The sequence below is a fragment of the Streptomyces sp. NPDC001401 genome (genome assembly GCF_042895385.1).
Taxonomy (GTDB): domain Bacteria; phylum Actinomycetota; class Actinomycetes; order Streptomycetales; family Streptomycetaceae; genus Streptomyces.
Genome location: NZ_JBIAWI010000001.1, coordinates 1 through 12,275 on the forward strand (window position 1 = coordinate 1; position 12,275 = coordinate 12,275).

The following is a 12,275-nucleotide window of genomic DNA, read 5'->3' on the forward strand; positions in this document are numbered from 1 at the left end:
CCGTGAATGTTTTCCCGTAATCGGGACACACATCACGAGAGCGGAACCGCCGGGCGGAATAAGCCCGGCCGTTCACAGCGTCCTCGCTGTGTTTTCTTCAAAGGAACCTCGCCCCGACCGTGACGGCCGGAGACGGGGTATCAACATATCTGGCGTTGATTTTTGGCACGCTGTTGAGTTCTCAAGGAACGGACGCTTCCTTCGTACTCACCCTCGCGGGCTTTCCTCCGGGCGCTTCCCTTCGGTCTTGCGTTTCCGACTCTATCAGACCGTTTCCCGATCCGATTTCCTCGGTGCTTTCCAGGATCCCGCTTTCGCGTTTCCCTTTCCGGCGCTTCCGACTCTATCAGATCCTTTCGGGCCTGACTCCCTGTCGGCGGGGCCTTTCGACATTCACTACGTTAACCGATTCCCCCGGCAACTCATAATCGAGTTCCGCGAGTTCGAATTCAGGCATGCGGGCACGCCGAATTTGCCCCCGCTTAGGGGTGACCGTAGGTAGTGGTTTGGCCGCTTCCGGCTGCTGGCGATCGCCGTACCCGGTTCAAGCGGCTCGGGCTACATTACGCACCTTCCAGGGACGCGTCAACTTGAGCGGCGCCTCGGAACGTGGGCCCGATATGGGCTCACCGTCGGGTCGTTGGCGATCCAGAAGCGCCACGGATGCACGCCCCCGTCACCCGCCACGCCGGTGCGTGGACCGTTGCGTACCTGGTCGGGGGCGATCGCGGTGCCAGTCAGGATCCGCAAGGGGGTGTCCCTGGAGGCGCACGCGTCCGTGCCGTCGAGATCGCGGCCCACGTCCAGGGCTGTGGCCAGGCGTGCGGGCCCTTTGGCCAGTTCTTTGTCGTTTCGGGCCGAGAGTCGACGTTTACGAGCGAGCTCTGCGCCCTCAACGATCTCGCCGGCCCGGAGCAGGACCGCGCTCGCCTTCCCTTCGGGGCCGCACACCAGGTTCATGCAGAACCACATGCCGTAGGTGAAGTAGACGTACACGTGCCCAGGCGGACCGAACATCACGCCGTTGCGGGCGGTGCGGCCGCGATAGGCGTGGGAGCCGGGGTCGTTCGGACCGTCGTAGGCCTCGACCTCCGTGAGGCGCAGGGCGATCGGACCGTCCGGTGTCGTACGCACGAGGATGCGGCCCAGGAGATCGGGGGCGACTTCCAGGACGGGGCGGTCGAAGAACTCTCTGGGGAGTGGCGTACGGTCCGGTGGCGCGATCATGGAGCTTGAGCCTAGTCCAGACGGGTGGAGGCCAAGGGGTGGTCAAGGTTCCCTCTCCTTGCCAGGGTGTGGGGCGGAACCGGCCGTGCCCGGATCGCGTTTGTAGGGATCAAGGGTCCACACGTATAGGGAGAGACATGGCGTTCAAGAAGCTGCTCGCGAGCCTGGGGGCCGGTGGGGCTTCGGTCGAGACGGTGCTGACCGAGGTCAACGTCGTTCCGGGCGGCGTCGTCCAGGGTGAGGTCCGGATCCAGGGCGGGTCCGTGAACCAGGACATCGAGGGCCTCTCCGTCGGGCTGCAGGCCAAGGTCGAGGTCGAGAGCGGCGACGAGGAGTACAAGCAGAACATCGAGTTCACCAAGGTGAGTCTCGGTGGGGCCTTCGAGCTGCAGGCCGGTGCCGTGCACGCGGTGCCGTTCGGGCTCGAGATCCCGTGGGAGACGCCGGTCACGATGATCGACGGGCAGGCGCTGCGCGGGATGAACATCGGGGTGACCACGGAGCTGGCGATCGCGCGGGCCATCGACTCCGGTGACCTGGACCCGATCAATGTGCACCCGTTGCCGGCGCAGAAGGCGATCCTGGATGCGTTCATCCAGCTGGGCTTCCGCTTCAAGAACGCGGACATGGAGCGCGGGCACATCCGGGGTACGCGGCAGAAGCTGCCGTTCTATCAGGAGATCGAGTTCTTCCCGCCGTCGCAGTACCGCGGGCTGAACCAGGTCGAGTTGAGTTTTGTGGCCGACGAGCACGCCATGGACGTCATCCTGGAGATGGACAAGAAGCCGGGTCTGTTCAGCGAGGGCAGTGACACGTTCCGGTCGTTCCAGGTGGGTCTGCACGACTTCCACGGAACCGACTGGGCTGCGTACCTCAACCAGTGGCTGTCCGAGGTCGGCAGCAAGCGCAACTGGTTCTAGGCTCGGAACTGCTGATTCCGTAATCGATCAGGAGGTACCGAGGTGACCGAGCTCAAGCGGCGGCCGCTCCCCCATGACTTCCATCCGTCCGTGCCGTCGTTCACGGTGACGAGTGAGGACGTCGAGGAGGGCGCCACGCTCAAGGACGCTCAGGTCTACGCGGCCGGCAACACCTCGCCGCAGCTGCGGTGGGAGGGCTTCCCTGCCGAGACCAAGAGCTTCGCCGTGACCTGCTACGACCCGGACGCCCCTACGGGGAGCGGGTTCTGGCACTGGACCGTGTTCGATATCCCGGCCTCGGTCACCGAGCTGCCGGCCGGTGCGGGCAGCGGCAAGTTCGAGGGGCTGCCCGAGGGTGCCGTGCAGGTGCGCAACGACTACGGGAGCAAGGACTTCGGCGGGGCTGCACCGCCGCCCGGGGACGGGGCGCACCGGTACGTGTTCACGGTGTACGCCGTGGATCAGGAGAAGTTGGGGCCGGATTCCGATGTCTCTCCCGCCGTCGTCGGTTTCAATCTGCGGTTTCACGCGATCGCGCGTGCCCAGCTGATCGGTGAGTACGAGGCACCTGCCGAAGACTGACGTTCATGGAACGTTTGCCCGCCTCTGGTCTTGGAATTGATCAGGGGCGGGCAGTTTTTATTGCGTTGTCCATCTCGGCGTGCCCGGCCAGAGTTGATCCAAGCCCGCCAGGAGGTGGGCCGGTGCGCATGGGAGGTGGGCTGGATGCGGGACACGCTGGTGCTGAATGCGAGCTTTGAGCCGCTGTCGACGGTGACATTGAATCGAGCCGTCGTTCTGGTGCTGCAGGACAAGGCCGTTGTCGAGCAGGCCCACCCCGAGCTGCGCATGCGCGGAGCCGCGGTCGACATACCCGTGCCCCGGGTGATCCGGCTGTGCAGGTACGTAAGGGTGCCGTTCCGAAGACAAGCTCCGTGGTCGAGGCGGGGTGTGCTGGTCAGGGACCGGCATCGTTGCGCGTACTGCGGCAGGCGTGCGACGACCGTGGACCACGTGGTGCCGCGGGCGCAGGGCGGTCAGGACTCGTGGCTGAACACCGTCGCCTCGTGCGCGGACGACAACCACCGCAAGGCGGACCGGACACCGGAGCAGGCGGGTATGCCGCTGCTGCGGCAGCCGTTCGAGCCGACGCCGCAGGATGCGATGCTTTTGACGTTGGGGGCCGAGGAGTTCGAGGCACTGCCGGGCTGGCTGGCCCAGCCTGCCGCCTAGGCCATACGCAGAACTGGGGCTCGCCTCCCGACGGAGGTGAGCCCCAGTGTCGTACGGGAGACGTCAGTCGATCGACGGCTTCTCTCGGCGTTCCGGAGCCTTCTCCGAGCCTCCGCCGCCTGAATTGCCGCCGAACGGGCCGAGGTTGCCCATGGCGCCGGACAGGCCCTTGAGGGCGTCGCCGATTTCGCTGGGGACGATCCAGAGCTTGTTGGCGTCGCCCTCGGCGATCTTCGGGAGCATCTGGAGGTACTGGTAGCTGAGGAGCTTCTGGTCGGGGTCGCCTGCGTGGATGGCCTCGAAGACCGTGCGGACGGCCTGGGCCTCACCCTCGGCGCGCAGGGCGGCGGCCTTGGCCTCGCCCTCGGCGCGCAGGATCTGGGACTGCTTCTCACCTTCCGCGGTGAGGATGGCGGCCTGACGCGTACCTTCCGCGGTGAGGATCGCGGCGCGCTTGTCACGGTCGGCGCGCATCTGCTTCTCCATCGAGTCCTGGATGGAGGTGGGCGGTTCGATCGCCTTGAGCTCGACGCGGTTGACGCGGATGCCCCACTTGCCGGTGGCCTCGTCGAGGACTCCGCGCAGGGCCGCGTTGATCTCCTCGCGGGAGGTCAGGGTCCGCTCGAGGTCCATGCCACCGATGATGTTGCGGAGCGTGGTGACGGTGAGCTGCTCGATCGCCTGGATGTAGCTGGCGACTTCGTAGGTGGCGGCCCGGGCGTCGGTCACCTGGTAATAGATGACCGTGTCGATGTTGACGACCAGGTTGTCCTGGGTGATCACCGGCTGCGGCGGGAACGGCACGACCTGCTCGCGGAGGTCGATGCGGTTGCGGATGGTGTCTATGAACGGGACCACGATGTTGAGGCCCGCGTTGAGTGTCCGCGTGTAGCGGCCGAAGCGCTCGACGATGGCGGCGCTGGCCTGTGGGATGACTTGGATTGTCCTGATCAGGGCGATGAAGACCAACACCACCAGAATGATCAGGACGATGATGACCGGTTCCATCGTCGTTCCCCGTACCCTTCTCCGCCTCGGCGCTTTCGGAAGATCTTATGGTTGTTGAAGATCTTGCTGGTCGAGTCTGACAGACCGTCGCACAACTCGTGGGCTGTTCGCTTCAGTTGAGTCCTACGAGGTCAGATGACGATCGCGGTGGCCCCTTCGATCTCCACGACATCCACTTCCTGCCCCACTTCGTAGGTGCTGTCGGCGTCGAGCGAGCGTGCCGACCAGACCTCGCCGGCCAGCTTGATCCGGCCTCCGGAGCCGTCGACGCGCTCGAGCACGACGGCCTGCTTTCCCTTCAACGCCTCGACTCCCGTGGCGAGTTGGGGGCGCTGCGCGCTGTGCCGGACCGCGATGGGCCGTACGACGGCGATGAGGGCGACCGAGACGACGACGAAGGCGAGTACCTGGGCCACGGATCCGAAGCCCACTCCGGCCATGACGGCGGCGGCGACGGCGCCCACCGCGAGCATGCCGAACTCCGGCATCGCGGTCACCACGAGCGGGATTCCGAGCGCAGCCGCGCCGACGAGCCACCACACCCATGCGTCGATGTCGTTCACATGGTCATGGTAGGACCGCGGGTCCTGCCTGGGACAGGGCGCGATGTGGCTGGGCCGGGCTTCTTACCCGTGTTTTCGCGCGGGCTTCACACCGTCAGGACAGCGGCAGGCCCTGGGCGGTCCAGCGGTCGCCGACCTGTTCGACGACGAGCGGGAGGCCGAAGCAGAGGGAGAGGTTGCGGGAGGTGAGCTCGAGTTCGAGCGGGCCGGCGGCGAGGACCTTGCCCTGGCGGATCATCAGGACGTGGGTGAAGCCGGGGGCGATCTCCTCGACATGGTGGGTGACCATGATCATCGATGGGGCGATCGGGTCGCGGGCGAGGCGGCCGAGCCGGCGTACGAGGTCCTCGCGGCCGCCGAGGTCGAGGCCGGCGGCGGGCTCGTCGAGGAGGAGGAGCTCGGGGTCGGTCATCAGGGCGCGGGCGATGAGGGTGCGCTTGCGCTCGCCCTCGGAGAGGGTGCCGAACTTGCGGTCCACGTACTCGGTCATGCCGAGGCGGTCGAGGAAGGCGCGGGCGCGCTGCTCGTCGATGTCCTCGTAGTCCTCGTGCCAGCCGGCGGTCATGCCGTACGCGGCGGTCAGCACGGTCTGCAGGACGGTCTGGCGCTTGGGGAGTTTGTCGGCCATGGCGATGCCGGCCATGCCGATGCGCGGGCGCAGTTCGAAGACGTCGACCTTGCCGAGGGTCTCGCCGAGGATGGTGGCGGTGCCGCTGCTGGGGAAGAGGTAGCTGGAGGCGACGTTCAGGAGGGTCGTCTTGCCGGCGCCGTTGGGGCCGAGGATGACCCAGCGCTCGCCTTCCTTGACCGACCAGGAGACCTGGTCCACCAGAGCCCGGCCCTCACGGACCACGGATACGTCCTGAAGCTCCAGAACATCGCTCATGAGCGCGTTGTCTCCCCTTGCAGTGTGACCGGTCTCGGGTCGGCGTCTCGGCTGTCGCGTGCGCTTTCGGGCACAGCCCTCGAAGAAATCTACGCCACCGGTCCGCCCGCCCATTCCATCGGTCCGGTCCTTAGGGTGGAGGCATGCTCTCGGAACCGCGTTCAGGACGCCTTGCGGCTTGGGGAAATGCCCTTTTGGCCGGACTTGTCTCGCCGGACGACGCTGTGCTCGCGATCGTCGGGGACGATGCCGTGCATCGCGTGGAGGGGCTGCCCGGTGAGTCGGCGCCCGTCGGGCTCACGCTCGCGCTGGGTCGGCTGCGGGCGCTCGGCGTCACAGGGCTGCGGGTCGCGCTGCCCGCGCCGGGGCATCCGCTGGGCCTGAGCGGGCCGCCGGAGTTCAACGCGCGGGCGATGGAGGCCGAGGAGGCGGTGGTCTGTCACGGGGCCGCGTTCGGGCTGGTTCCGGAGGTGTACGAGGCCGGGCCCGAGGGCGATGTGCACGTCGAGGTGGTGTGGCACTGTCTGCCGGTGCGGGAGGCTCCGCCGGCCGATGTGCCCTCGCTGGGTGAGGCCGAGCGGGAGCTGGCGGAGGCGTTGCGGGAGGCGACGGAGGTGCTGTCGCGGTTGGACGTCGCCGGGTCGGGGCCAGTTGCGGAGGCGGCGATCGATGCCTACCGGGCGCGGGCCGAGCGGGGGCGGGAGGTGCTGGCGCCGGGGTATCCGCCGCGGGCGGTGCGGGTGCTGGAGCTGGCGCAGCGGGTGGGGCTGCTGATCTCCCTCGCCCACGGCAACGGGCACGGGGGTGCGGTGAGCGCCGGTGAGATGGGGGCGCGGGCTCAGGCTCTGCGGCCGGTGGAGCGGACGGCTCGGCGGGCGCAGGTCGCCGCGTACAACGCGTATGTGGAGGAGCGGGAGCGGGGGGTTCGGTGAGCGTTGGGTTTTCTGTGGCCGGCGGTTGCGTGGCCGTGTCTGGGGGCTTTGCCCCCAGACCCCCTTTGTCGGCCTGAACGGCCTCGTCCTCAAACGCCGGACGGGCTGAATACCGCTGACCGGCGCCGGAAAGACAGACCGGCCTCCCGGGGTACCCGGGAGGCCGGAGGTCATGCGCGGCGTGTGGCAGACGTCAGTGGTTGACGGCCAGGTTGCCGAAGGCGGGGTTCAGCACACCGACGACGTTCACGCTGTTGCCCGAGACGTTTACCGGGACGTGCACCGGGGCCTGGACCAGGTTGCCCGAGGCGATGCCGGGCGAGCCCGCGGCCGTGCCGTCGGCGTGCGCGCCGCCGGTGGCGGAGGCCATTCCGGCTCCAGCGGCGAGCAGGCCGCCGGCCACCATCGTCACAGCCGCTGCCTTCTTCAGGTTCTTCACTTTCCAAGCCCTCCCTAGCGGTTGCCGCGGCAATCGCCGCAGCACGCACTGAAGAACGGCGGAGATCCACGAAGGATGCGCCATCTGGGGGACATTCCCACGACGGTATGAATCTCAGTCCGGAACGGAACCCTCCGTATTGCCGTGGCGTACCGGCGCGCGGCGCGTTTCAGCCGGTCACGCCGTGGCGCACGGCCCACAGCGCCGCCTGGGTGCGGTCCGCCAGATCCAGCTTCATCAGGATGTTCGAGACATGGGTCTTCACGGTCTTCTCGGACAGGACGAGGGCGCGCGCGATCTCGCGGTTCGAGCGGCCGTCGGCTATCAGTCCCAGCACCTCGCGCTCCCGTTCCGTGAGCGAACCGCCTCGTCCCTGGCCCGAGTTGGCCTCTTCCTGGGACAGCAGGGCGCCCGCGACCTCGGGTTGGAGCAGGATGTGCCCGGCGTGGACGGAGCGGATGGCGCCGGCCAGGGCGTCCGGGTCCACGTCCTTGTAGAGGTAACCGGCGGCTCCGGCGCGCAGGGCCGGGACCACCGTGCGCTGTTCGGTGAAGCTGGTGACGATCAGCACGCGCGCGGGATTGTTCAGCTCGCGAAGCTTGCGCAGGGCGTCGACGCCGTCCATGCCGGGCATCTTGACGTCCATCAGCACGACGTCGGGCTGCAGCTCCTCTGCGCGGGCGACTCCTTCGGCGCCGTCGGCCGCCTCGCCCACGACCTCGATGTCGTCCTGCACCTCGAGGAACGTGCGCAGGCCGCGGCGGACCACCTGGTGGTCGTCGACGATCAGCACCTTGATTGCGTCAGCCACCGGGGACCTCCATCTCGATCGTGGTGCCCTTGCCGGGCGCCGATTCCACGGTCAGCACGCCGCCGACCCCGCTCGCGCGGTCACGCATGGACACCAGGCCCAGGTGGCGTCCCGCGCGGCGTATCGACTTGGGGTCGAAGCCGCTGCCGTCGTCCGTGATGCGGAGGACCGTTCGGGTGTCGTGCCGGGCCAGGGCCACGTCCACGTGCTGTGCCCCGGAGTGCCGCAGGGCGTTGTGCAGGGCCTCCTGGGCGACGCGCAGGACGGCCTCCTCCTGGGTGGCGGGCAGGGCCCTCATGCCGCGGCTGTCGAAGGTCACCCGCGCGGTGTGGGCGCGGTCGAGGACCTGGATCTGGGTGCGCAGGGTGGCGACCAGGCCGTCCTCGTCGAGGGCCGCGGGGCGCAACTCGACTACGGCGGCACGCAGTTCGTCGGCGGCTTCGGCGGCGAGCACCGCCACCTGCTGCAGTTCGCCCTTGGCCCGGGAAGGGTCGCGGTCGACGAGGGCGGCGGCGGCCTGGGCGGTCAGGCGCAGGGAGAAGAGCTTCTGGCTGACCGCGTCGTGCAGTTCGTGCGCGAGGCGGGAGCGCTCCTCGGCGATGGTCAGCTCGCGGCTGCGCTCGTACAGGCGGGCGTTGGTGAGGGCGATCGCGGCGTGCTGGGCGAGGATGGCGAGCAGTTCCTCGTCCTCCTCGGTGAAGCCGCAAATGCCTTCCGGTTTGGGGCACGGGGGGTGTGGAGGGTTTCCCCCCACAGGGCGCCCCTTGTTCGCGAGGAAGAGCGCTCCGATGACCTCGTCGCCGTCCCTGATGGGCAGGCCCAGGAAGTCGGACATGTCGGGGTGCGCGGCCGGCCAGCCCTCGAATCGGGGGTCCTTGCGCACGTCGGCTAGGCGCTCGATCTTCGCGTCCTGCAGCATCGCGGCGAGGATGCCGTGCTGGCGCGGGAGCGGACCGATGGCCTTCCACTGCGCGTCGCTCACGCCGTCGACCACGAACTGGGCGAAGCCGCCGTGGTCGTCGGGGACGCCGAGGGCGGCGTACTGCGCGTCGAGCAGCTCGCGGGCCGAGGCGACGATCGTCTTGAGGACGTCGCGCACCTCGAGATGCCTGCTCATGGCCAGCAGCGCGGAGCTCACCGCGGCGAGGCCGGACCGGGGGCCTTGACTCATGCCCTCAAGGTACCGGCGGGGTGTGACAACGCGGATCGGACCAGTGGCGGCGGGGTCTGGGGCCGTGGGCCTAGGCCCGGCGGACTAGGTCCGGGGCCCCGGACCGGCGGCTTAGGCCGAAGGGCCCCGGCTTGTTGCGGCCCGCGTCCGAGGCGGGGCGGGCGGTGCCGTTCCTACGTTGAGGTCACCGCCGATCGACGGGCGGTCGAGACGAGGGGACGTGTCATGCCGGTAGCGATCATCACGGGGGCTTCGAAGGGGCTGGGGCAGGCGCTCGCCGGGGCACTGGCCGCGCGCGGCTGGGACCTGGTGCTCGACGCAAGGACCGAGGGGGTTCTCACGGAGGCGGCGGGGGCCGTGTCCGCGTACGGCACGCGTGTGACCGCCCTGCCCGGGGACGTCACGGACGCCGGTCACCGGGCCGAGCTGGTGGCGGCCGCGTGGAAGCTGGGCGGCATCGATCTGGTGGTGAACAACGCGAGTGCGCTGGGCGCCGAGCCGCTCGTACGGCTGGAGGGGCTGCCTCTGGAGGGGCTCAGGCGGGCGCTGGAGGTGAACGTGGTGGCCGCGCTGGGCCTGGTCCAGGAGGCGCTGCCGCTGCTGCGGGCGTCCGAGGCCGGCACGGTGATCGCGGTCAGCTCGGACGCGGCCGCCGAGGCCTACGAGACCTGGGGCGGCTACGGGGCGTCCAAGGCGGCCCTCGACCACCTCGCGGCGGTGCTCGGCGAGGAGGAGCCCGGGCTGCGGGTCTGGGCGGTCGACCCGGGCGACATGGCCACGGACCTGTACACGGCGGCCGTACCGGACGACGGCGATCCGCGGCCGGCGCCGGCCAGTGTGGTGCCGGCGTTCCTGCGGCTGCTGGACGAGCGCCCGGCGAGCGGGCGGTACGCGGCCCCGGCACTGCTGGAGGAGCAGCGGTGACGGTGGCGGTGCGCGTACCGGAGGAACTGTCGGCCCGGATCCCGGTCGAGCAGCGCGGGGTCGGGCTCGACCGGGATGCCGTACGACTGCTCGTGTCGCGTGGGACCGAGGTGTCGCACCACGCGTTCGTGGAGCTGCCGCGGCTGCTGCGGGCCGGGGACCTGCTCGTCGTGAACACCTCGCCCACGCTGGCCGCCGCCGTGGACGGGCGGGTCGGGCACGCGCGCGTGGTGGTGCACTTCTCCACGCGCGGGGACGACGGGCGGTGGGCGGTCGAGCTGCGGGATCCGGACGGGAAGGGCACCACGCGCGCGCGTACGGGCGGGCCCGCGGGTTTGGAGGTGCGGCTGCCCGGGGGCGGGTGGCTGGTCCTGGAGGAGCCGCTGAGCGCGCGCGGCGACCGGTTGTGGTGGGCGCGGGTGTCCGGGCCCGGGGTCCTGGGGATGCTGCGGGAGCACGGGCGGCCCATTCGCTACTCCTATACGGAGCGGGACCAGCCGCTGTCCGCGTACCAGACGGTGTTCGCGCTGCCGTCCGCCGACGGGACGGGCAGCGCGGAGATGCCGAGTGCGGCGCGGCCCTTCACGGCTCGTCTGGTCGCGGAGCTGGTGAGCCGGGGTGTGCAGTTCGCGCCGATCACGCTGCACACCGGGGTGGCCTCGGCGGAGGTGCACGAGCCGCCGTATCCGGAGCGGTTCTCAGTGCCGGAGGCGTCGGCGCGGCTGATCAACGCGGCCAGGGCCGGGGACGGGCGGGTCGTGGCGGTCGGGACGACGGCCGTGCGGGCCGTGGAGTCGGCGGCGGGGCCGGACGGTGTCGTACGCGCGCGTGAAGGGTGGACGGACCTCGTCGTCACCCCGGAGCGCGGGGTGCGGGTGGTGGACGGGCTGCTGACCGGGCTGCACGAGCCGGAGGCCTCGCATCTGCTGATGCTGGAGGCGATCGCCGGACGGGCCGCGATCGACCGCAGCTACGAGGAGGCGCTGCGCGGGCTCTACCTGTGGCACGAGTTCGGGGACATCCACCTCATCCTCCCGGAGGAGGGCCCTCACGCAGTGCATTGCGCCAGCAACTGCCGGTGAGACTGATGCGTCGCGCGTGTGAGCCCGCGCATAGGGCGCAGATCACGTACGAAGGCCGATAGGAGACATACCTTCCCCCCATGAGCGGGGAAGACGGTCCAGTCTGTCCGTTTTTGCCCTTCCCCGCTCCACTACCGGGGATCGTACGTCACACCTTTGCCACGACATTTTGCGGCCGCTAAGAATGGCTGCCGTCGCTCAGCGCCGCGGGTTCCCACCGCGGCGTTTGTGCGGGAAGGACCCATGTCCCCCGCCGGACAGAGAGCGACCTCCGCGCTATTCGAAGAGGTCCGTCTGCCATGCTCAAGAACACCAATATTCGCCGTCTCAGTCGTTCGCTGACCCGTCACCAGAAGGTCGCGATGGCGGGTGTCGCCACCCTCGGTGCCGCCGCTCTCGCGTTCTCCGCGGTGCCCAGCAACGCCGAGACGACCACGAACGAGGCCACCGTCTCCACGGCCAAGGTGGAGTACGGCTCCGACCAGATCAAGGACGTCAAGGCCAGCGTCACCGACCAGCTCGCCGGTGCCAGCCTGAAGGCCGAGGCCATCAAGGCCAAGGCCGAGGCCAAGAAGGCCGAAGCCAAGAAGAAGGCGGCCGCAGCGGCCGCAGCGAAGAAGAAGGCCGCCGCAGCGGCCGCGGCCAAGAAGAAGGCCGAGGCAGCGCGCAAGGCGAAGGAGGCCGCGAGCCGGTCCGCCAAGCGTGCCGCGATCAAGCCGGTCGCCGCGAAGACCTACGCGAACAACCTCGACGGCTGGATCAGGAACGCGCTCGACATCATGCAGGCCAAGGGCATACCGGGCAGCTACAACGGCCTGTACCGCAACATCATGCGGGAGTCCTCGGGCAACCCGATGGCCATCAACGACTGGGACATCAACGCCATCAACGGCATCCCGTCGAAGGGCCTGCTGCAGGTCATCCCGCCGACCTTCAACGCCTACCACGTCGCGGGCACGTCCTGGGACATCTACAACCCGGTCGCCAACATCACCGCCGCCGCGAACTACGCGGCCGACAAGTACGGCTCGATCGACAACGTCAACAGCGCGTACTGAGGTCGGCGCGGACCTCTTCAC

14 protein-coding genes are annotated in these 12,275 nt (G+C 69.2%); 7 read left to right on the top strand and 7 right to left on the bottom strand.

From position 1 onward, the window contains the following. Positions 1 to 585: 585 nt before the first annotated feature. Positions 586 to 1,227 carry a DNA-3-methyladenine glycosylase gene (locus ACFY10_RS00005; protein WP_390662693.1) on the bottom strand — a complete coding sequence of 214 codons (642 nt, stop codon included), beginning with the start codon at positions 1,225 to 1,227 and terminating at the stop codon, positions 586 to 588. A 137-nt stretch (positions 1,228 to 1,364) separates the two neighbouring features. On the opposite strand from ACFY10_RS00005, the gene ACFY10_RS00010 reads away from it, so the two are divergent. From ACFY10_RS00010 to ACFY10_RS00020, 3 genes are all read left to right on the top strand, one after another. Continuing rightward, positions 1,365 to 2,147 (top strand): sporulation protein, encoded by a 783-nt coding sequence (locus ACFY10_RS00010; RefSeq protein ID WP_390662694.1) that lies wholly within the window; start codon positions 1,365 to 1,367, stop codon positions 2,145 to 2,147. 42 nt (positions 2,148 to 2,189) lie between these two features. Then, entirely contained in the window at positions 2,190 to 2,729 is a 540-nt protein-coding gene (locus ACFY10_RS00015; protein ID WP_390662695.1) for a YbhB/YbcL family Raf kinase inhibitor-like protein, read from the top strand. Between the two features lie 144 nt (positions 2,730 to 2,873). Further along, positions 2,874 to 3,380: an HNH endonuclease gene (locus ACFY10_RS00020; protein ID WP_390662696.1), complete on the top strand. Its 507-nt coding sequence runs from the start codon at positions 2,874 to 2,876 to the stop codon at positions 3,378 to 3,380. A gap of 63 nt (positions 3,381 to 3,443) precedes the next feature. Here ACFY10_RS00020 and ACFY10_RS00025 read toward each other — a convergent pair whose 3' ends face one another. The 3 genes from ACFY10_RS00025 to ACFY10_RS00035 all read right to left on the bottom strand — a co-directional run bounded on the left by ACFY10_RS00025 (position 3,444) and on the right by ACFY10_RS00035 (position 5,837). After that, positions 3,444 to 4,388: an SPFH domain-containing protein gene (locus ACFY10_RS00025; RefSeq protein ID WP_390662697.1), complete on the bottom strand. Its 945-nt coding sequence runs from the start codon at positions 4,386 to 4,388 to the stop codon at positions 3,444 to 3,446. A 131-nt stretch (positions 4,389 to 4,519) separates the two neighbouring features. Then, positions 4,520 to 4,951: an NfeD family protein gene (locus ACFY10_RS00030; protein ID WP_390662698.1), complete on the bottom strand. Its 432-nt coding sequence runs from the start codon at positions 4,949 to 4,951 to the stop codon at positions 4,520 to 4,522. A gap of 94 nt (positions 4,952 to 5,045) precedes the next feature. After that, on the bottom strand, positions 5,046 to 5,837 hold the full coding sequence (locus ACFY10_RS00035) for an ABC transporter ATP-binding protein (protein ID WP_390662699.1): 792 nt from the start codon (positions 5,835 to 5,837) through the stop codon (positions 5,046 to 5,048). 143 nt (positions 5,838 to 5,980) lie between these two features. Between ACFY10_RS00035 and ACFY10_RS00040 the strand changes: the two genes are divergently transcribed. Next, entirely contained in the window at positions 5,981 to 6,769 is a 789-nt protein-coding gene (locus tag ACFY10_RS00040) for a hypothetical protein (protein WP_390662700.1), read from the top strand. Positions 6,770 to 6,962: 193 nt separating this feature from the next. Here ACFY10_RS00040 and chpE read toward each other — a convergent pair whose 3' ends face one another. From chpE to ACFY10_RS00055, 3 genes are all read right to left on the bottom strand, one after another. After that, on the bottom strand, positions 6,963 to 7,208 hold the full coding sequence (gene chpE / locus ACFY10_RS00045) for a chaplin ChpE (protein ID WP_390662701.1): 246 nt from the start codon (positions 7,206 to 7,208) through the stop codon (positions 6,963 to 6,965). A gap of 169 nt (positions 7,209 to 7,377) precedes the next feature. Then, positions 7,378 to 8,019 carry a response regulator gene (locus ACFY10_RS00050; RefSeq protein WP_390662702.1) on the bottom strand — a complete coding sequence of 214 codons (642 nt, stop codon included), beginning with the start codon at positions 8,017 to 8,019 and terminating at the stop codon, positions 7,378 to 7,380. Then, positions 8,012 to 9,190: a GAF domain-containing sensor histidine kinase gene (locus ACFY10_RS00055; RefSeq protein ID WP_390662703.1), complete on the bottom strand. Its 1,179-nt coding sequence runs from the start codon at positions 9,188 to 9,190 to the stop codon at positions 8,012 to 8,014. The genes ACFY10_RS00050 and ACFY10_RS00055 overlap by 8 nt, the downstream gene beginning before the upstream one ends. 225 nt (positions 9,191 to 9,415) lie before the next feature. Between ACFY10_RS00055 and ACFY10_RS00060 the strand changes: the two genes are divergently transcribed. The 3 genes from ACFY10_RS00060 to ACFY10_RS00070 all read left to right on the top strand — a co-directional run bounded on the left by ACFY10_RS00060 (position 9,416) and on the right by ACFY10_RS00070 (position 12,254). After that, entirely contained in the window at positions 9,416 to 10,114 is a 699-nt protein-coding gene (locus ACFY10_RS00060) for an SDR family NAD(P)-dependent oxidoreductase (RefSeq protein ID WP_390662705.1), read from the top strand. Further along, complete coding sequence (locus tag ACFY10_RS00065; RefSeq protein ID WP_390662706.1) at positions 10,111 to 11,196, top strand: S-adenosylmethionine:tRNA ribosyltransferase-isomerase; 1,086 nt, start codon at positions 10,111 to 10,113, stop codon at positions 11,194 to 11,196. Before ACFY10_RS00060 ends, ACFY10_RS00065 begins: the two co-directional genes overlap by 4 nt. A 299-nt stretch (positions 11,197 to 11,495) precedes the next feature. Beyond that, complete coding sequence (locus tag ACFY10_RS00070) at positions 11,496 to 12,254, top strand: transglycosylase SLT domain-containing protein (protein WP_390662707.1); 759 nt, start codon at positions 11,496 to 11,498, stop codon at positions 12,252 to 12,254. Positions 12,255 to 12,275: the final 21 nt, after the last annotated feature.

What these genes read in the sequence shown, in the direction of transcription:
- ACFY10_RS00005 (WP_390662693.1), bottom strand. Translation starts at nt 1,227, where the DNA reads ATGATCGCGCCACCGGACCGTACGCCACTCCCCAGAGAGTTCTTCGAC.
- ACFY10_RS00010 (WP_390662694.1), top strand. Translation starts at nt 1,365, where the DNA reads ATGGCGTTCAAGAAGCTGCTCGCGAGCCTGGGGGCCGGTGGGGCTTCG.
- ACFY10_RS00020 (WP_390662696.1), top strand. Translation starts at nt 2,874, where the DNA reads ATGCGGGACACGCTGGTGCTGAATGCGAGCTTTGAGCCGCTGTCGACG.
- ACFY10_RS00025 (WP_390662697.1), bottom strand. Translation starts at nt 4,388, where the DNA reads ATGGAACCGGTCATCATCGTCCTGATCATTCTGGTGGTGTTGGTCTTC.
- ACFY10_RS00035 (WP_390662699.1), bottom strand. Translation starts at nt 5,837, where the DNA reads ATGAGCGATGTTCTGGAGCTTCAGGACGTATCCGTGGTCCGTGAGGGC.
- ACFY10_RS00040 (WP_390662700.1), top strand. Translation starts at nt 5,981, where the DNA reads ATGCTCTCGGAACCGCGTTCAGGACGCCTTGCGGCTTGGGGAAATGCC.
- ACFY10_RS00055 (WP_390662703.1), bottom strand. Translation starts at nt 9,190, where the DNA reads ATGAGTCAAGGCCCCCGGTCCGGCCTCGCCGCGGTGAGCTCCGCGCTG.
- ACFY10_RS00060 (WP_390662705.1), top strand. Translation starts at nt 9,416, where the DNA reads ATGCCGGTAGCGATCATCACGGGGGCTTCGAAGGGGCTGGGGCAGGCG.
- ACFY10_RS00070 (WP_390662707.1), top strand. Translation starts at nt 11,496, where the DNA reads ATGCTCAAGAACACCAATATTCGCCGTCTCAGTCGTTCGCTGACCCGT.